Source organism: Gulosibacter sediminis (assembly GCF_014904065.1).
Classification (GTDB): domain Bacteria; phylum Actinomycetota; class Actinomycetes; order Actinomycetales; family Microbacteriaceae; genus Gulosibacter; species Gulosibacter sediminis.
In genome coordinates this window covers 55,535-72,669 of the sequence record NZ_JACXJG010000012.1, presented here as the reverse complement: position 1 = coordinate 72,669, position 17,135 = coordinate 55,535, and the positions used below count along the sequence as shown (strand labels likewise).

Below are 17,135 nucleotides of genomic sequence, written 5' to 3'. Positions count from 1 at the left end.
AGCCACTCATGATTGGTCCATAGTCCGATCAACAACCTTTGCTGGTAGTGCAGTTAGGTACGAACGAAGGGCGCTGTCATCCAACTCCCCGGCGCGCAATGCGCGTCGGAACTGCTTTCGGTCGAGCGCGTGAGTTACGCAGTCAACCTGCGGATGTAACCACGCACCCCGACCCGGCAGCGTCCGGTTCCAGTCAAGCTGGAGCCTTCCGGATACCTCGACAACTCTGATGAGTTGTTCTTGTGAGGCGCGCACGCGACATCCAATGCACGTTCGCACTGCATCCATAGTACTCCCATGTCGGCGCATGCGCCGCTATGACTCGTCGGGGTCTTCCATCACGCTGTCGGGCTGAATGTCAATCCGAGCTCCGGTGAGGCGCGCCGCGAGGCGGGCGTTCTGTCCTTCCTTGCCGATCGCGAGCGACAGCTGGAAGTCGGGAACGAGCACACGCACTGCCTTCGTCTTCGGGTCGAGTACGAACGAGCTCGAAACCTTTGCCGGGCTCAGTGCGTTCGCCACGAAGTCGGAGAGGTTGTTCGAGTAGTCGACGATGTCGATCTTCTCGTCATCGAGCTCGTTGGTGACGGCACGCACGCGAGCGCCGAGCGGGCCGATGCAGGCACCCTTCGCGTTGAAGCCCGGCTCGGTGGCGCGCACGGCGACCTTGGAGCGATGACCAGCCTCGCGAGCAACCGCGACGATGTCGACCATGCCGTTGGCGATCTCGGGAACCTCGTTCGCAAAGAGCTTTCGCACAAGCTGCGGGTGGGTTCGCGAAACCGTAATGCGTGCGCTGCGGGTGCCACGCCCTACGCGCTCAACGCGCTCCACCTTGGTCACAAACACGCGGATGCGGCGACCGTGGCGGTAGTCCTCACCCGGCACCTGCTCCTCGGGCGGCATGATGGCCTCGACACCGGGGGCGATCTCGATGCGCACCATCTTCGGGTCGTCACCCTGCTGGATGACGCCGTTGACGATGTCGCCCTCGCGACCACGGAACTCCCCGAGCACCTTGTCGGTGTCGATGTTGCGCATCCGCTGCGTGATGACCTGCTTCGCTGCCGAGGCGGCGATGCGGCCGAAGTCTTCGGCGGGCAGAAGGGCCTCGCCGATTACCTCGCCCTCGTCGTTGTACTGCGGCTCAACGATGGTGACCTCGCCAGTGCGACGGTCGAGGTTGACGCGCGAGCCCTCGGGCGGAGTGTCCTTGCCGGCTTCCGCGGTCGCGTGCTTCACGTACGCGGCGAAGATGGCCTGCTCGAGGATCTCGACGAGTTCGTCGAAGGGGATTTCCCGTTCCCGCTCGAGTGTTCTCAGCACTGCAGGATCGATCTTCATGGGCTCTCCTCCGTATTCAGATTTGGGTGCCGGCTACTCGCCGGAAACGATTATCTTACCGCACGGGCTGCCAGCAGCGCGGGAATTGCCTCGTCGATCGAAACCTGAGTCCGTTCGTTGCTCCGTCGGTTCCAGAGTTCGACGATGCCGTCTGCTGCCGTCTTGCCCGCGATCAGGATCCACGGAATGCCGATGAGCTCGGCGTCGCCGAACTTCACGCCGGGCGATTCCTTCGGACGGTCGTCGAAGAGCACCTCGAGACCAGCTGCCTCGGCGCCTTCCGCGAGCTGGGTGGCCACCTGCAGCGGCACCTCGCCCTTGCCAGTGGCGATGACGTGCACGTCAAACGGGGCGAGTTCCTCGGGCCAGATGAGACCGCGCTCGTCGTGATTCTGCTCGGCCACGAGCGCGAGGTTGCGCGTCACGCCGATGCCGTAGGAACCCATCGTCACGACGACCTGCTTGCCGTTCGGGTCGAGAACCTTCGCGCCGAGCGCCTCGGCATACTTACGTCCGAGCTGGAATACGTGACCGATCTCGGTGCCGCGTTCGGCGGTGATGGGGCCGAGCCCGCCGGGAGCCGGGTCGCCGTCGCGCACCTCGGCCGCCTCGACTCGTCCGTCAGCGACGAAGTCGCGACCGTACACCAGGTGTCGAACGTGCTTCTCGTTGGTGTTGGCGCCCGTGACCCAGGTTGAGCCGTCGCCGATGCGGGTGTCGAGGAAGTACGGAATGCCGGTGGTCGAGCCCTCGCCGAGAAACTGCTCGCCGTCCTTCCACGGGCCGATGTAGCCGCGGACCAGCTCGGGATGCGCCTTAAGGTCGTCCTCCGTCGCCGCCTCAACCTCCCGCGGCGCGAAGGCGATCTCGAGGCGCTTCATGTCGACCGCGCGGTCGCCCTGCAGGCCAACGATGGCGAGCTCACGCTTGCCCTCGTGGTCGGTGAGCGCGACGACGAGGTTTTTCAACGTGGCATCGCCGGTGATGTTTTCCAGTTCGCAGATCGCGGTGATCGTGCCCGCGTTCGGGGTGTCGAACACCTCGACGGCGGGGTCGCTCGACGCGTCACGAGGTTCGGCCGGAGTCGCCGTGTACGCCTCGACGTTCGCGGCGTAGCTGCCGTCAGNGCGCACGAAGGTGTCCTCGCCGATTTCGGTCGGGTGGAGGAATTCCTCCGACTTCGATCCGCCCATGGCGCCCGAGTCGGCCGCGACGATGACGTAGTCGAGCCCGAGGCGGCGGAAGATGCGCTCGTACGCATCGCGCTGCGCCTGGTAGCTCGCGTCGAGCCCCTCATCGTTCCAGTCGAACGAGTAGGCGTCCTTCATGGTGAACTCGCGGCCGCGCAGGATGCCGGCTCGGGGCCGGGCCTCGTCGCGGTACTTGTCCTGGATCTGATAGATCGTGATCGGGAGATCCTTATACGACGAGAACAGGTCCTTCACCGCGAGCGTGAAGGCCTCCTCGTGCGTCGGCGCCAGCACCATCTCGGCGTCCTTGCGGTCGGAGAGGTGGAACATCCCGTCGCCATAGTCGTCGACACGGCCCGTGGCCTCGTAAAACTCCTGCGGCAGCAGCGCCGGGAAGAGCATCTCCTGCGCGCCGGCAGCCGCGAGCTCTTCGCGGATGATCGCCTCAACGCGTCGGCGAACACGCAACCCGATCGGCAGCCAGGCGAAGATACCCGGTGCCTGACGTCGGATGTACCCGGCGCGAACGAGGAGGCGGTGGCTCGCGACCTCGGCGTCGGCCGGGTTGTCGCGGAGCGTGCGAAGGAAGTAGTTCGACAGACGTTGGATCACGTCGGCCATCGTACCCCGCGCTACCAGGGTTGATCGGGCTGGCTCTGCCCGTAACCGCCCTCTTCGTCCTCGACGTCGTTCTGACGATCCTGCTGATTGTCGCCGAGCCCGTTCTCGAGCTCGTCGAGCGCGTCCGGGTCGGGTTGCGTCTCGGTGCCGCCATCACTTTCACCGCCAGGGCTATCGGAGCCGTCGCCGCCGTCCTGCGGCTGCTCCTGTTGCTCCCGCTGCTGCTCGAGTTCTTCGAGCTTCTCGGTGATGCGGGCGTCGCTGTCGGTGATCGAGCGGTTCGAGGTCGAGAACTCGCAGCTCACGTCTGCCTCATCGAGTACGGTCAACGCCTCCTGATACTTCGCAATGGCGGTTTCGGCGTCCTCCGCCTCGAGCGCGACATCGCCCTCGCGCTCGATCGCGATCGCGAGGTTCGCGCGAATCGGGCACTGCTCGCTGGGACTCGCCAGATCGAGGGCCGAGTGGAACTGCTCCTGTGCCTCGGCCAGTGCATCCAGTCGCAGGTAGTTCGTGCCCATGTTGTAGAAGGGCTTCCACGGCTCGACGACATTGGCAAACTTCAGCTGGCCGGAGGTATTCAGCGAGCCCTCATACTCGGCCTGCGAATACTGGCTCAGCGCGGTCTGGGCGATCGCGTGCTGCGAAATGAGCTTTGCCGACACCAACAGCAAGGCGATCGAGAACGGCAGGCTCCACAGCATGAGGCGACGGCGAAGTCGCCTGCGCCGACGCGCCGCTGAGATCGCGGGGTCCTGCACCTTCTGCTTTCGCTGGTGACGCACCGTGCGGTCGCTCACAAAGTCGTTCATCTCGTCACTCATACGTCGTCACCCGCCCCGACGGCACGCGCATCCTCGCGCCGCTCCTGCTCGCCCAGCGCATCGCGCACCTCTCGCCCGGCGCGCACGAGCAGGAAGCTCTCAACGAGCAACCACCCGACAATGACCAGCGCGAACACCCAGTAGACCGGGAAGCTCATGCGGTTGGCGGCCTCGGGTGCCAACGTGCCGCGGCGCACATCGACTTGCGCCGCCTCGGGTTCCGAGTTTGCGTCGCGGTGCTGGTAGCTCACCCGCAGCTGCTGCGCGATGCCGTCGAGCGTCTCCTCGTCGATCTTCGAGACTCCCGGCTCATAGGTGCCGTAGTCATAGAGGTAGTCGGTGTAGTTGCGGCCATAGGTGTCATAAGCTCGCACTTTTCCGCCGGCCTTCGTCCCATAACCGAGCACGCTGCCGCCCTGCACGAGTCCCGCGGATTCCGAGAAGTCGTTGGCATCGCTGCCGAGCGTGTCTTCGCCATCACCGAGGTAGTAGACGACGCGGGCGCGCTCGCCCTCAGGGTCGGCCTCGACCGCATCCTGCAGCACGTCGTGCAGGAGGTCGGCCGCAATCGTGGGTGAGGAGCCCATCGCATAGAAGCCATCTTCCGGCGTCAGCAGGTCGACCGCCTCCTGCAGCGCCGTCGCATCGCTCGTGAACGGCAATCGCTGCGAGGCGACCGAATTGAAGGTGATCATGGCGAAGCGGGCCCCTGGGTGATCCGCGGCGAGCTTCTTGATGTCGTCTTTCATGCCCTCAAGCCGCACCGCGGTACTCCCCCAGTCTTCCGCCCCGACCGACGCTGAAGTATCGACGACAAACACGACGTCGACCGCATCGTTCGCGACGTTCGCCGAGTAGGTGCCGATGCCCGGGCGTGCGAGGGCTCCCACGAGCGCGAGCACCATCACCAGGCGACCGAGCCACATCAGCCGGGCCCGCGCGGGCGCGCGGACGGCCGCGAAACCGACGTAGCCGACCAGCAGCGCCGCGATGACCACGAGGAGCCACGGCGGGAGCATGGGATCCCAGGTCATATGCGCAGCCTCCTCGCGCACACGAGGAACACCGGAATACCGATGAGCAGTCCCCACAGCCAGAACTCGGGGCGGTCGATGACGTAGAGCTGCGGAGCGCCCTGAATCTTGCTCGTCTGCTCGCTCGTGATCGTGTCCACGATCTCGTCGACCGAGTCCTCCGCGGTGAGTGGGAAGTACGGGAACTCGTACTCGGTCATGACGCCCTCGTACTCGGCCGCGAAGGCGTCTCGGTACTCGTTCGCGTCCAGACCGAACACCGTGATGAAGTTGTCGCGGGCGTACGCGGCCGCCTGCTCGAGCGACACGGTCGGGGCCCCGTTCACGACGTTGTCGGTGGCGAGAATGATCGACCTCGAGCGGCCGTCGTCAACCGGCGGTTCGGTGGAGGACGGCTCGGCCCCCGGGAACTGCATGACGCACGAGGCGAGGCCGTCGCCGACGAGCGAGGCGCCGGGCCGGGTAAGCGTTCCGCTCGTATACACCGCGGACCCCGTGCCGGACTTCATGGCGTCCCGTACCGTCTTGAGTTGGTCTTCGACGAACGCATAGTCGTCGGTGAGCGGGAAGACAGGCACCGCGGACGAGTTCCAGAGCACGAGCGACATGCGTTCGCCCTCGAAGCCGGGCAGCATTTCGAGGTAGCGATCAATCACGTCGGCGTCGTACTCAGTCATCGACCCCGACACATCCAGGCAGAGCACGATGTCGCGGTTGTATTTCTCGGGAGTCTCGACTCGCGTGTAGACCCAGCGCGCCGCCGCAACGGTACCGGTCGCGAGCACGAGGGCGAGCACCACGGCGGTGACGCCAATGAACAGGCCAGACCGGGCGAGTGCCGTTCGATAACCAGGCAGCTCGGTCACGCGCCAGGAATTCGCGATTGCTCGGCCGGCCGTTCGGCGCCGGCCGAGCCACCACCCCGCGGCAATCACCGCGATCAGCACCACGATTACGGCGATGGGCAACCACCAGAATGCTAGTTCCATCCCGAAATCACCGCCCTCGCATCCCGTGTTGCCGCCGCTACATCACGCTGCGCCTCGGGCGCGAAGATACCCGGGTAGAGCTGCGCCACCGTTCTCGTCGTGCCCTGCAGCTGTGTGCGCGAGAGGTCGGCCAGGGTCATGTGGTCGGCGGGAACGCCGGTGGCCTCGGCCACGAACTCGCGCATGGTCGCGCTGAGCTGCTCGTAGGCGGAGCGATCGTCGAGTTCACCCGAGCTGGCCTGTCGTTCGATGGTATCGACCCGCGCGAATGCCTGGGCCCGAGCGGCGTCCACATCGATGGTCTCGTCGTGCTCAGCTTCGTTCGTGCGCGAAGGGTCGCGGGTAAACACCCACACGAGCAGGTAGTAGACAACAACGAGCGCGATGAACCCGATGCCAAGCCAAAGCCAAAACGCGCTGTAGCCGACGAGCGGCAGCACCTCGCCCGGCAGCTCGGGCGGCGTGGTGGCGCTCGCGAAATCAAATCCGGGCATGCTGCCTCACTCGTAGGAGTTCGAGCAGCGCCGGCACTGCGCCATCGACGCGCTCGATGCGCGTATGCGACACGCCTCGGCGCTCGAGCTCGGTGCGCAGTTCGCGGGCGCGCTCGGCCATGGCGGCGTCAAGCTCTCGGCGCAGCTTCGGAGAGCGAGCGAGCGTGCGTGGCATCTCCCAGCCGCCGTCGACGTCAAAGCTGGTGGCTTGCCCACCGCGCCCGATGGGGTCGCCATCGCCGACCTCGATCCACACGAGTTGGTGCGCGGCCGAAAGCGCGCCGAGCTGCTCACGCAGCCGCTCATCCAGCCGCAGTTCATCGGCGATGACCACCACGAACATCCGCTGCTTGAGCGTGACGCGGGCGCGCTCGAGCAAGCTGATCACGTCGCTGCGGGCGCCATCAACCGCGATCGGTGCGCTCGCGGCCCGAAGACCGCGCTCGAGCGACCCCTCGGTCGCGCGAAACGGAAGTTGCTGGATCCCGTCGGCGTTGCCGCTGATGAAGGCGACTTCGTCGCCATGGCGCTGCGCGATGTAGCCGAGCGCACCGGCCGCCATGATCGCGATGTCACGCTTCGGGTCGCCGCCGGTCGAGCCGGTGGCCATGTTTCGGCCCGAATCCATGACGAAGCAGACGCGGTTGCGCCGCTCGTCGGCCCAGCGGCGCACGAGCGTCGTACCGGAGCGTGCCGAGGCGTTCCAATCGATGTCGGCCACCTCGTCGCCCGGCTCATATTCGCGCAGGTCATCGAAGTCCATGCTGCGACCGCGATGCATCGCCGCGTACTGGCCCTCAAGCAGGTGCGTCGCACGTCGCCGAGACCGCAGAAAGAGTTTGGTCTTGACGCGCGTCAGCAGTGCCTCTTCGGTCACGGGGTACGAACCGCCTGCAGGATCGCGTCGATGACCTGCTCGGGCCGAACGCCGGTCGCCTCGGCCTCAAAGCCGAGCAGCACGCGGTGGCGCAGGACGCGGTATGCGAGCGAGCGCACATCCTCGGGGATCACGTGGTCGCGGCCCTGCAGCAGCGCGACCGCACGGGCACCCGCGGTGAAGTTGATCGACGCACGCGGCGAGACGCCCGCCTCGACCAGGCGCGCGACGTCGGGGTCGAGGTACTGGTCGACGTGCCTGGTGACATAGGCGATCGACACGATGTACTCGGTGATCGCCGGGTCGACGTAGACCCGACGCGTGAGCTCCTGTAACTCCAGGACCTCCTCGAGCGAGGCCACGGGCGCCGGATGGTCGAGGAACACGCCCGCGTCGATGCGGCGCAGCACTTCGGCCTCCTCGTGCGGCTGCGGGTAGTCGAGCACGTCCTTGAGCATGAAGCGGTCGAGCTGCGCCTCGGCGAGCACGTAGGTGCCCTCCTGCTCTATCGGGTTCTGCGTGGCGATCACGAGGAACGGGTCGGGCAGCGGGTAACGCTTGCCGCCGATTGTGGTCTGACGCTCCTGCATCGCCTCGAGCATCGCCGACTGGGTCTTCGCGCTCGAACGGTTGATCTCGTCAAGCAGCACGACGTTCGCGTGCACTGGGCCGAGCCGGGTCTCGAAGCGGGCCTCGACCGCGTCGTAGACCTGCGTGCCGATGATGTCGCTCGGCAGCAGGTCGGGAGTGCACTGGATGCGCCGAAATTCTCCGTCGAGCGCCGCAGCGAGCGTTTCTGCCGCCGTCGTCTTCGCGAGACCTGGCACGGATTCGAGCAGCACGTGGCCGCCCGTTAGCAAGCCGATGAGCAGCGTCTGCCGTAGGCGGTCCTGCCCCACCACCCGACTTTCAAGTGCGGTGCCGATCCTGCCGGTGAGGTCGTACGCTCTTGCGAGATCGTCGTGGGTGATGCGGGAGGCAGTCATGCAGGCCATCGTACGCAGCCCTCGCTCGCGACTGCGTCAAACCGAAGTCGGCCCCGAAGCAGAACTAGGCGATGACTTCGGGCGTGCCCTGCACATCCGACGGCATCTCCGCCGCGATACGCTCGGCTTCCGCGATGAGCGTTTCGACGATCTGGTCTTCCTGCACTGTCTTGATGACCTCGCCCTTGACGAAGATCTGGCCCTTGCCGTTCCCGCTGGCGACACCGAGGTCGGCCTCGCGGGCCTCACCGGGTCCGTTGACGACGCAACCCATGACCGCGACACGGATCGGCACCGTGAGGTGCTTCAACCCTTCCTGCACCGAGTCGGCGAGCGTGTAAACGTCGACCTGAGCGCGACCGCAGGACGGGCACGAGACGATTTCGAGGCGACGCTGGCGCAGATTGAGCGACTGCAGGATCTGCAGGCCGACCTTGACCTCTTCGACCGGCGGTGCCGAAAGTGACACGCGAATCGTGTCGCCGATGCCGTCGGACAGTAGCGAGCCGAAGGCGACGGCCGACTTGATCGTGCCCTGGAACGCCGGGCCGGCCTCGGTCACGCCGAGGTGCAGCGGCCAGTCGCCGCGCTCGGAGAGCATGCGGTAGGCACGCACCATGACGACGGGGTCGTTGTGCTTCACCGAAATGCCGAAGTCGTGGAAGTCGTGTTCTTCGAAGAGGCTCGCCTCCCACACCGCCGACTCGACGAGCGCCTCTGCGGTGGGCTTGCCGTACTTCTGCAACAGCGACGGCTCGAGCGAACCCGCGTTCACGCCGATGCGCAGCGCAACCCCGGCGTCCTTCGCCGCCTTCGCGATGTCGCCCACCTTGTCGTCGAACTTGCGGATGTTGCCCGGGTTCACGCGCACGCCCGCGCAGCCGGCGTCGATGGCCTGGAACACGTAGTTCGGCTGGAAGTGGATGTCGGCGATGACCGGAATCTGGCTCTTCTTCGCGATGATCGGCAGCGCCTCGGCATCGTCACGGCTCGGCACCGCGACGCGCACGATGTCGCAGCCCGATGCCGTGAGCTCGGCGATCTGCTGCAGCGTCGCGTTGATGTCGGTGGTCGGCGTCGTTGTCATCGACTGCACCGAGACGGGCGCGTCGCCGCCAACGAACGTCGAGCCGAGCTTGACCTTGCGAGTCTTGCGGCGCGGGGTGATGACGGAGGGGACGCTGGGAAGTCCGAGATTTACTGCAGGCACATCGCCAGTTTACGCGGGAGCGCCTTCGACCGCGGTATTCCCGATTGCTCTATCAGCGATCACGCCGCTCGTTAGGGCGAAGAGAACAGGCTGATCGGGTTCACGATGTCGGTGAAGATGAACAGCGCGCCGATGAAGATGAGCACGGTCGCCATCACCATCGTGACGGGCAGCAGCTTCGCCGCGTCAAACGGGCCCGGGTCTGGCTTGCCGCGCAGACGCGCCCACCAGCGGCGCAGCCCGTCCCAGAGCGCGGCCGCGATGTGCCCGCCGTCGAGCGGCGGCAGCGGCACGAGGTTGAGCACGCCGAGCATCACGTTGAGCGAGCCGACGATCGAGAGCACCGTGGCGACCCGATCAAGCACCGGCGTGTCCTCCATCGAGACCACCTCGCCCGTGATGCGGCCCACACCGACGACGCTCATGGGACCGTAGGGGTCGCGCTCAGCGCCGAGGAACCCGGCTTGGAACATCTGCACGACCCGCTCCGGCATCGTCACGATCACGTTGGCGACGCTGGTGAGGTTGTCCCAGTACATCTCCCCCACGAAGGTGAGGTCTTGCTGCTGACGCGCGCTCACCGCCGTGAAGCCGACGAATCCGACCGTTTCGGTGATCGGGTTGCCGTTGTCGTCCTCGACCACCTGACCGGTCTGGGGGTCGGTGACGTAGATCTCGTTCGGACGCGGCGTCACGGTGAGGTCAAGCGTCTCGTCGCCGCGCTCGACCGTGAGAGTGAGTGGCACATCCGCCGAAACGCGGATCGTGCTCTGCAGTTCGTCCCAGCCGCTCAGCGGCGAACCGTTCAGCGCGGTGATCGTGTCACCGGGAAGCAGGCCCGCGGCTGCGCCCGGCGCGGGTTCGTCACACTCGTCGGCCGACGTCTCGCTGCCGGCGGGCACGACGCACTCGTAGACATCGCCGACCCTCGTAGTCGGCTGGTAGACACCGAAACCAACCGCGACGATCGAGAAGATGATCGCCGCGAGCACGAAGTTCATAATCGGCCCGCCGAACATGATCAGCAGGCGCTTCCACACCGGCAGGCGGTAGAACGTCCGGTCTTCCTCGCCGACCATGATGGTCTCAGCGCTCGCCTCGCGGCCGTCCTGAATGAGTCGACTGAACATGCCCGTGCCGGCGGCCTTCGCCTTGTTGCCGGGTTCGGGCGGGTACATGCCGATCATCGAGATGTAGCCGCCGAGCGGGAGCAGCTTAAAGCCATACTCGGTTTCACCGCGCTTGAATGACCAGAGCGTCGGCCCGAAGCCGATCATGTACTGCGGCACGCGCACGTTGAATCGCTTCGCGAAGAACAGGTGGCCGACTTCGTGCAGGGCGATGGAAATCCCGAGCCCGAGAACGGCCGCGAGAATGCCAACGACGAAGAGCACGATTCCAGTCACGAGCGGCAAGCCTAGCGCCGCAGGCTTGAGAGCGAGCTTAGGCGCGGTGCAGGATGCGCTGCCTCGCGGACTCGCGTGCCCAGCTTTCTGCGCGGGCCAGGGACTCTCGGGTCACGGGGCCGGGTTCTGCCGCATAGGTGTCGACCACTTCGCTCACCGTGTCGACGATGCCAAGGAACGACAGGGCACCGTCATGGAACGCGTCGACGGCGACCTCGTTCGCGGCGTTGAACACTGCCGGATGTGCTCCGCCTGCCTCACCGACGCGGCGCGCGAGCCGTAGGGCGGGAAAGTTCTCGTGGTCGGGTGCCGAAAACGTCCAGGTCTGCTCGAAGTCCGGGTCGCCCCACCGTATCGGTGCGACGGCGCCGGGGATTCGGCGCGGCCAGTCGAGCGCGAGGGCGATGGGAAGTTTCATGTCGGGGTTCGAGACCTGCGCGATCGTCGCCCCGTCGGAGAACTCCACCATCGAGTGCACCATCGAAGTCGGGTGGATAACCACGTCGATGCGCTCGAACGGCACGTCGAACAGCAGGTTCGCCTCGATCATCTCGAGGCCCTTGTTCACCAGCGTCGCAGAATTGGTCGTGACCACGCGGCCCATGTCCCAGGTCGGGTGCGCGAGCGCGTCGGCCGGGGTGACCTCCTCAAGCTCGGCACGGGTGCGCCCGCGGAATGGGCCGCCGGACGCCGTGAGCACGAGTCGAGACACCTCACCGCGGGTGCCGCCCGCGAGGCACTGGGCGATCGCGGAGTGCTCCGAGTCAACGGGCACGATCTGTCCGGGGCGCGCGACCTGGCGTACGAGGGGTGCCCCGACGATGAGCGACTCTTTGTTGGCGAGCGCCAGGGTGGTGCCCGTTTCGAGGGCCGCCAGCGTCGGGCCGAGCCCCACCGAGCCCGTGATGCCATTCACGATGACGTCGGCCTCAACGTCGCGCACGAGACGCTCCGCGTCTTCGGCGCCGAGCGCTGTCGCCGAGCTTTCAAGGCCAAACGCCGCGGCCTGCGCGGCGAACTGCTCGCGATTCTGGCCGGCGCTCAGCCCGACGATCCGAAAATGATCGGGGTTCGCACGCGCGATGTCGAGGGACTGGGTGCCGATGGACCCGGTCGAACCGAGCACGAGGACGCGTCTGAGATCAGGCATAGTCCCCAAGGTAGACCGTCACCGGCGGCGGCTTGTGCGTAACATGGCCAGGTTGGAGCGATACAGCAGACGCGAGAGGTGCGGCGATGACCACGGCTACTTTCACGGGAGACAGCGCAGCCGAATTGGCGGTGGTCTCGCGCAATGGTTTTGTCGAGTCTCGGCACCTCGGCAGCGCGGTCGTCGTCGGCCGTGAGGGCGAGTTGCTCTACGAGCTTGGCAGCCCCGCCTCCCCCGTGTTCGCGCGCTCGACGCTCAAGGCCCTGCAGACGCTCGCGTCGCTTGAGGCCGGCGCGGAGCTCGATGGCGAGCACCTCGCGATCGCTTGCGCGAGCCACATCGGCACCCCGGGTCACGTCGCGCTGGTGCGGGATGTGCTCGGGCGCGCTGCGCTCGACGAGCGGGCCCTGCAGTGCCCGCCGGCGTGGCCGCTCGATCGGGCGAGTCGCGACTCCCTCATCCGTTCGGGCGAAGCCTCCGCCTCGGTCTACATGGAGTGCTCGGGCAAGCACGCCGGCTTCCTGGCGGCCTGCCGCGCCGCCGAGTGGCCCGTCGAGACGTACCTGCAGCCCGACCACCCCCTGCAACAGCTCGTGGCCCAGACCGTGGCTCGGTTCTCAGGTGAGCAGATTCGCGCCACCGGCGTCGACGGCTGCGGCGCCCCCGTATTTGCCATTTCCCTCACCGGCCTGGCCCGCGCGATGTCGCGGTTCGCGACGGCGCAGTCAAGCTCGCCTTTTGCCATCTTCCGCAACGCCGCAAAGATCTGGCGGGCGCAGCTCGAGCACCCCTGGACGATTCAGGGTGCCGGTCGCGCCGACTCGGTCGTGATGGAACAGCTCGGCGTGTTTGCGAAGTCGGGTGCCGAGGGGCTCCAGGTGCTCGTTGCACCCGACGGCACCTCGGTCGCGGTGAAGATGCTCGACGGCTCAAACCGAGCCGGCATGCTCGTCGCGCTGCAACTGTTGCTCGCCGCCGGCAGCATCGACGCTGAGGGTGCCCAGCGCGTGCTGCCAGCGCTTCACCTCGAGGTACTCGGCGGCAGACAACCGGTCGGCAGCATCATGCTGGGCAAGGATGTTCCCAGCACCTTGTAGTCGCTGACCTGCGGCGCGGCCGGCACCTCAACAGCGATCGGCACGCCGTCGCGCACCTGGAGCCGCCGCACCGAGCCGTCCGGCGCTCGCAGGAATCCGCGCGTGGCGAGGTCGCGCACTGCCGGCGGCAGCGGGTCTGCCCGAAAGAGGCTCCGCCATTCACCGGGTGTGATGCCGATGATGGCGATGTCACGGTGCTCAGCGACTCGTGCGAGCGAGCCATAGGCACCGAGCCACTGCTCTACGTCGCCGAGGTAGCTCGCGTCGCCGAGGCCCTGTTCACGCAGCGTGGCCGCTGTCGGCGGAGCGTTCACCGCCACTATGTGCTGTTCGAATGCCTGCGCAATCGGTGCGCAGCGGCGGGCGACGATGGCGGCTCCCGCCGTTGCTATCTCGAACGGTTCCCAGCGAGGCGACGCCGACTCGAACGCTGGCGTGGCCTCAACAACCGCGACCTGCACGAGGTCACGGCCGAGCCTGCCGCGCCCCGGCGGCCAGTTCGGCTGCCAGTCTGCGGGCTCGCCACCCTGCAAAATCCAGTCATTGCGCGTGACGTGCGCGAGCCGCAGCGTCTGATTGCATTGCTGCTGGATGCGCAGCAGCTGACCTCCGCACCGCCGTGCCGACACGACGATGCTCGTGGCCCGTTCTGACCCGCCCCGCACGAGGGCGTGCACCCGATCGAGCAGCGCCGCACGATGCTCGTCACCGAGGCGCTGCTCGATGGCGTCGAGGTCGTCGATCACGACGAGTCGACGTCGTGGGACGCCTTCCCCACCATCAGCGAGCCGCTCGATCGAGTCCCACGCTCCCTCGGCGTCAGGCGGCACGCGCACAACCTCCCATGCGGCCCGTCGAGCGGCCGCGGCGAGGGTCTCGAGCGCCGAGGTGCGACCGCAGCCCGCCGCACCGAGCACGAACAGTTGTTCTCCCGCGAGCAAGGATGCCGGGCGACGAAGCTGCTGCGCTGGCAGATCGAGTTCACCGAAAACAAGTTCGTCTGGCCGTCTCAGCGGCGACTCGACCACCGGCAGCACGCTCGGAAGCGGTGGATGCCAGACGGCATGGGGAGTCGGGGCGCCCGCACGCGCAAGCCGCGCACACTCGTCTCGAGCGATCCTCTCGATGAGTGGCTGATTCACCATCGCGACCTGCACGAGCGAGTTCGTGCCGCCGACGCGCAGCCACGCGCGACCTCGCTGAGCGGCCGGAATATTGGCGGCATCGGTGTTGCCGAGGAGCGTTTGCGAATCGCTGGCCTGCTCGACGCGCAGACAGATGCGGAGCGAACAGTTCGCGAGCAGTTCTTCACGAAACGTTCCGGTGGGTCGCTGGGTGCAGAGCACGAGGTGGATGCCAAGGCTCCTGCCCCGTGCTGCGACATCGGCGATCAACTCCTGCAACTGCGGATGCGCGCCGATGAGCGCCTGAAATTCGTCGATCAGCACAACGAGCCGACTCATGCCCGCGATGCCCTCGGCAGGGAGCTCGCGCAGCTCGTGGTCACGCAGCCACTGCTCGCGACGTCGAAGCTCGGCGCGCAGACTCTCGCTGACCCGCACCGCGTCGTCTCCGTCGAGGTCAGTTACGATGCCGGCGCAGTGTGGCAGCGATGCCAGCGCATCGAAGGTGGCGCCGCCCTTGAAATCGAGGCAGAGCAGGGTGAGTTCAGCGCTGCTGTGCTGGGAGGCGAGGGCCACGGCCCACGCGACGAGCAGCTCGCTCTTGCCGCTGCCGGTCGTGCCACCGATGACCGCATGTGGACCGTCGCTGATCAGATCGACGCTTCGCGGGCCCTGCGAGTCGAGGAGGAACGTCGCGGCGCCCGTGTGGCCCGCCGCTGCTGCGAGGTCGCCGAGCCCAATGCTGCTCGGCAGGAGCTGTTCTGCCCGCCGGCGAGAGTCCTGTGCTGCAACCACCGTCGGCAGCCACGCCCGAAGCTGGGGCGCGCCGAGTTGGGCTGGCACGATGCGAGTTACGACGCCCGAGGCATCAATGAGCGTCGCGGAGTGATCCGCCTCGAGCTGGAGCCATACGCGGTCGCCGACGTCTCGAGGTTCGTGCGTTGCCAGGATCAGGTCGGCATCGGCGCAACCGGCGAGTTCGACACCGATAGCCGCCAGCTCGGAACGAAGCGGCCCGAGGGCTTGCCCGGCGACGGCGACCCGTGCCTGCAGATCGGTCGCGAGCAGCCCGACCAGTGCAGCTCGCGCGAGGGCGAGGAGTCCCGGAGCCGCTCCGGCGAGAACGACGCAGCGCGTTTCGACGACGACCGGCATACCCGGGGTGGTCGTGACCCGAGTCGCGAGTTCGGCGTTCGCGCCGCTCGTGCGTAATTCGCCGCGGACGGATGTCGTGCCGAGGGCGACTCCAGGGCCGTTGACACGTGCGCCCCGGACGATGTCCTCCGGCACCGGCGCCGCGATACGAGCCCGCATGCGGATGCGCTCGTGCGCGGCCTCGGCCTGAACGAGGCACCGCTCAACCTCCCCCTCGTACTCCCGCAGCGCACGACGGTACCGCCGACGCCCACCCACCCGCTGGTCGATCACATTCGCGATGCCGAGCACCGGGCCAAATACCGCAAAGATCAGCACATAGGGGCTCTGCAGCACGGCGAAGAGCACCCCGGCGATCACAATCGGGGCCAACACCATCACATACGGGAAGCCGTTCGGACGGTCGCGTTTCGGGAGTTCGGGGAGGACCAGCGCGACCTCCTGCTGCTCGGCCGGGGTTTCGGCAACGTGCGAGAGCAGGGTCATTCGGGTACCGAGTCGTCGAGCTCGCTGTAGCGACCGGGGCCAGCGCATCCGGAGCCGACGACCCAGCCGGGCACGTACCCCTGGTCGATACGCTCAAGCACTTGGGCGGCGAGGGCATGATGGCCCGCACGCAGCGCCCTGCGCGCGTATTCACTCGCGATCGAGGCGCGCCCCGCGAGGCAGGTCAACCAGGCCAGGGCGGCCAGCGCGCCACGAGCCTCACGCTCGCTGACGTGGCTCGCGATGCTGCGCAGCGCGCTGATCGCCCGATCGACTCGTGCCAGGTCGGCCGGAATGAAGTCCGCGAACACTTCGGTGAGCCCCGTTAGTTCGGCCTCGGGCATGTTTTCGGCGAGGTCGAGCCAAATCGCCTCGACGCGCTCGCAGATCTCGCTGCCGAGCGCGCCGTTCGCGACGATGAGTTCGAGGGTGCGGAGCCGACGCAGGCCACGGCTGACGAGGGCTACGAGGATCGGCTCGTACTCAGGGTCGAGCCACCGCGCGCCGTCGAGGTAGAGGTTCCACGCGCACAGCACTTCGTCGTCGGTGATCTCGGCGAGTCGGGCGTGTTCTGCGAGCAGCTCTTCGACGCGCGACCTGGCCTCTTCGGGCGCTGAAGCGATCTCGGTCGCCTCGGACACGTCGGCGGGGATCACCGGCGCCAGCGCTGACACCACCTCGTCGCGGGGACCACCGCGTGCGCCCCAGTACTCCGACCACGCGTCACCCGCGACGCAGGCGCCACCCACGATGTGGAGTCCGAGTCGCCTCGACTGTCGTGCGAGTGTCTCGAGTTCGATCGTGTATGGCGCGATCTCGCCGGCGTGGGCCTTCGAGGTGAAGACGGCGAAGAACACACGCTCGACGTCACCCAGGCGAAGCACGTGCTCGAGCACGGCATGGCTGAAGTGTTCGGCGTCGTCGCCCGCCGGTTGCGGCAGGTCGACGCGGATCATGGCGCTGCTCGGGCCGCCGCTAAAGGGAATGACGACGAGGGATTCGGTCGGCGTAAAGCCGAGCACTTCGGGGATTGTGCGGAGGACTTCGTGGATCGAAGTGAGGATGCGTGGAGAGGTCATGCCGCTCAAGCTAGAAGGACCCGCCAGCTGTGCGCTGACGGGTCCAGAGAATCCGTGGATTACTCCGCG

15 protein-coding genes are annotated in these 17,135 nt (G+C 66.9%); 1 reads left to right on the top strand and 14 read right to left on the bottom strand.

Annotation, left to right across the window (positions count from 1 at the left end):
- Positions 1-6: 6 nt before the first annotated feature.
- The 12 genes from ID132_RS07465 to ID132_RS07410 all read right to left on the bottom strand — a co-directional run bounded on the left by ID132_RS07465 (position 7) and on the right by ID132_RS07410 (position 12,125).
- Positions 7-288, bottom strand: coding sequence for a YlxR family protein (locus ID132_RS07465; protein WP_125106051.1), 282 nt, complete (start codon positions 286-288; stop codon positions 7-9).
- Between the two features lie 27 nt (positions 289-315).
- Positions 316-1,344, bottom strand: a complete 1,029-nt coding sequence (gene nusA, locus ID132_RS07460) for a transcription termination factor NusA (RefSeq protein WP_125106052.1) — start codon at positions 1,342-1,344, stop codon at positions 316-318.
- 50 nt (positions 1,345-1,394) lie between these two features.
- Positions 1,395-3,155 (bottom strand): proline--tRNA ligase, encoded by a 1,761-nt coding sequence (locus tag ID132_RS07455; RefSeq protein WP_211198324.1) that lies wholly within the window; start codon positions 3,153-3,155, stop codon positions 1,395-1,397.
- Between the two features lie 11 nt (positions 3,156-3,166).
- Positions 3,167-3,967, bottom strand: coding sequence for a tetratricopeptide repeat protein (locus ID132_RS07450; protein WP_164509690.1), 801 nt, complete (start codon positions 3,965-3,967; stop codon positions 3,167-3,169).
- Positions 3,968-3,975: 8 nt separating this feature from the next.
- Entirely contained in the window at positions 3,976-5,013 is a 1,038-nt protein-coding gene (locus ID132_RS07445) for a vWA domain-containing protein (protein ID WP_125106054.1), read from the bottom strand.
- A complete protein-coding gene (locus tag ID132_RS07440) occupies positions 5,010-5,981 on the bottom strand; it encodes a vWA domain-containing protein (RefSeq protein ID WP_211198323.1) in 972 nt (323 codons plus the stop codon). The genes ID132_RS07445 and ID132_RS07440 overlap by 4 nt, the downstream gene beginning before the upstream one ends.
- 11 nt (positions 5,982-5,992) lie before the next feature.
- Positions 5,993-6,496: a hypothetical protein gene (locus ID132_RS07435; protein ID WP_125106056.1), complete on the bottom strand. Its 504-nt coding sequence runs from the start codon at positions 6,494-6,496 to the stop codon at positions 5,993-5,995.
- Positions 6,483-7,373 (bottom strand): DUF58 domain-containing protein, encoded by an 891-nt coding sequence (locus ID132_RS07430; protein WP_125106057.1) that lies wholly within the window; start codon positions 7,371-7,373, stop codon positions 6,483-6,485. Before ID132_RS07430 ends, ID132_RS07435 begins: the two co-directional genes overlap by 14 nt.
- Positions 7,370-8,368 carry an AAA family ATPase gene (locus tag ID132_RS07425; protein WP_125106058.1) on the bottom strand — a complete coding sequence of 333 codons (999 nt, stop codon included), beginning with the start codon at positions 8,366-8,368 and terminating at the stop codon, positions 7,370-7,372. Before ID132_RS07425 ends, ID132_RS07430 begins: the two co-directional genes overlap by 4 nt.
- A 55-nt stretch (positions 8,369-8,423) precedes the next feature.
- Complete coding sequence (ispG, locus tag ID132_RS07420; RefSeq protein ID WP_125106059.1) at positions 8,424-9,569, bottom strand: flavodoxin-dependent (E)-4-hydroxy-3-methylbut-2-enyl-diphosphate synthase; 1,146 nt, start codon at positions 9,567-9,569, stop codon at positions 8,424-8,426.
- A gap of 71 nt (positions 9,570-9,640) precedes the next feature.
- Complete coding sequence (locus tag ID132_RS07415) at positions 9,641-10,975, bottom strand: M50 family metallopeptidase (RefSeq protein WP_193128259.1); 1,335 nt, start codon at positions 10,973-10,975, stop codon at positions 9,641-9,643.
- Positions 10,976-11,012: 37 nt separating this feature from the next.
- Positions 11,013-12,125 carry a 1-deoxy-D-xylulose-5-phosphate reductoisomerase gene (locus ID132_RS07410; protein ID WP_193128258.1) on the bottom strand — a complete coding sequence of 371 codons (1,113 nt, stop codon included), beginning with the start codon at positions 12,123-12,125 and terminating at the stop codon, positions 11,013-11,015.
- 86 nt (positions 12,126-12,211) lie between these two features.
- On the opposite strand from ID132_RS07410, the gene ID132_RS07405 reads away from it, so the two are divergent.
- Complete coding sequence (locus tag ID132_RS07405) at positions 12,212-13,222, top strand: asparaginase (protein WP_125106061.1); 1,011 nt, start codon at positions 12,212-12,214, stop codon at positions 13,220-13,222.
- Here ID132_RS07405 and ID132_RS07400 read toward each other — a convergent pair.
- Positions 13,147-15,987, bottom strand: a complete 2,841-nt coding sequence (locus tag ID132_RS07400) for an FtsK/SpoIIIE domain-containing protein (RefSeq protein WP_193128257.1) — start codon at positions 15,985-15,987, stop codon at positions 13,147-13,149. The genes ID132_RS07405 and ID132_RS07400 overlap by 76 nt on opposite strands.
- On the bottom strand, positions 15,984-17,066 hold the full coding sequence (locus ID132_RS07395; protein WP_125106063.1) for a DUF4192 family protein: 1,083 nt from the start codon (positions 17,064-17,066) through the stop codon (positions 15,984-15,986). Before ID132_RS07395 ends, ID132_RS07400 begins: the two co-directional genes overlap by 4 nt.
- Positions 17,067-17,135 lie beyond the last annotated feature (69 nt).

Coding starts and splice junctions, on each gene's coding strand:
- ID132_RS07445 (WP_125106054.1), bottom strand. CDS start 5,013: ATGACCTGGGATCCCATGCTCCCGCCGTGGCTCCTCGTGGTCATCGCG.
- ID132_RS07405 (WP_125106061.1), top strand. CDS start 12,212: ATGACCACGGCTACTTTCACGGGAGACAGCGCAGCCGAATTGGCGGTG.
- ID132_RS07410 (WP_193128258.1), bottom strand. CDS start 12,125: ATGCCTGATCTCAGACGCGTCCTCGTGCTCGGTTCGACCGGGTCCATC.
- ID132_RS07450 (WP_164509690.1), bottom strand. CDS start 3,967: ATGAACGACTTTGTGAGCGACCGCACGGTGCGTCACCAGCGAAAGCAG.
- ID132_RS07425 (WP_125106058.1), bottom strand. CDS start 8,368: ATGGCCTGCATGACTGCCTCCCGCATCACCCACGACGATCTCGCAAGA.
- nusA (WP_125106052.1), bottom strand. CDS start 1,344: ATGAAGATCGATCCTGCAGTGCTGAGAACACTCGAGCGGGAACGGGAA.
- ID132_RS07400 (WP_193128257.1), bottom strand. CDS start 15,987: ATGACCCTGCTCTCGCACGTTGCCGAAACCCCGGCCGAGCAGCAGGAG.
- ID132_RS07465 (WP_125106051.1), bottom strand. CDS start 288: ATGGATGCAGTGCGAACGTGCATTGGATGTCGCGTGCGCGCCTCACAA.
- ID132_RS07435 (WP_125106056.1), bottom strand. CDS start 6,496: ATGCCCGGATTTGATTTCGCGAGCGCCACCACGCCGCCCGAGCTGCCG.
- ID132_RS07395 (WP_125106063.1), bottom strand. CDS start 17,066: ATGACCTCTCCACGCATCCTCACTTCGATCCACGAAGTCCTCCGCACA.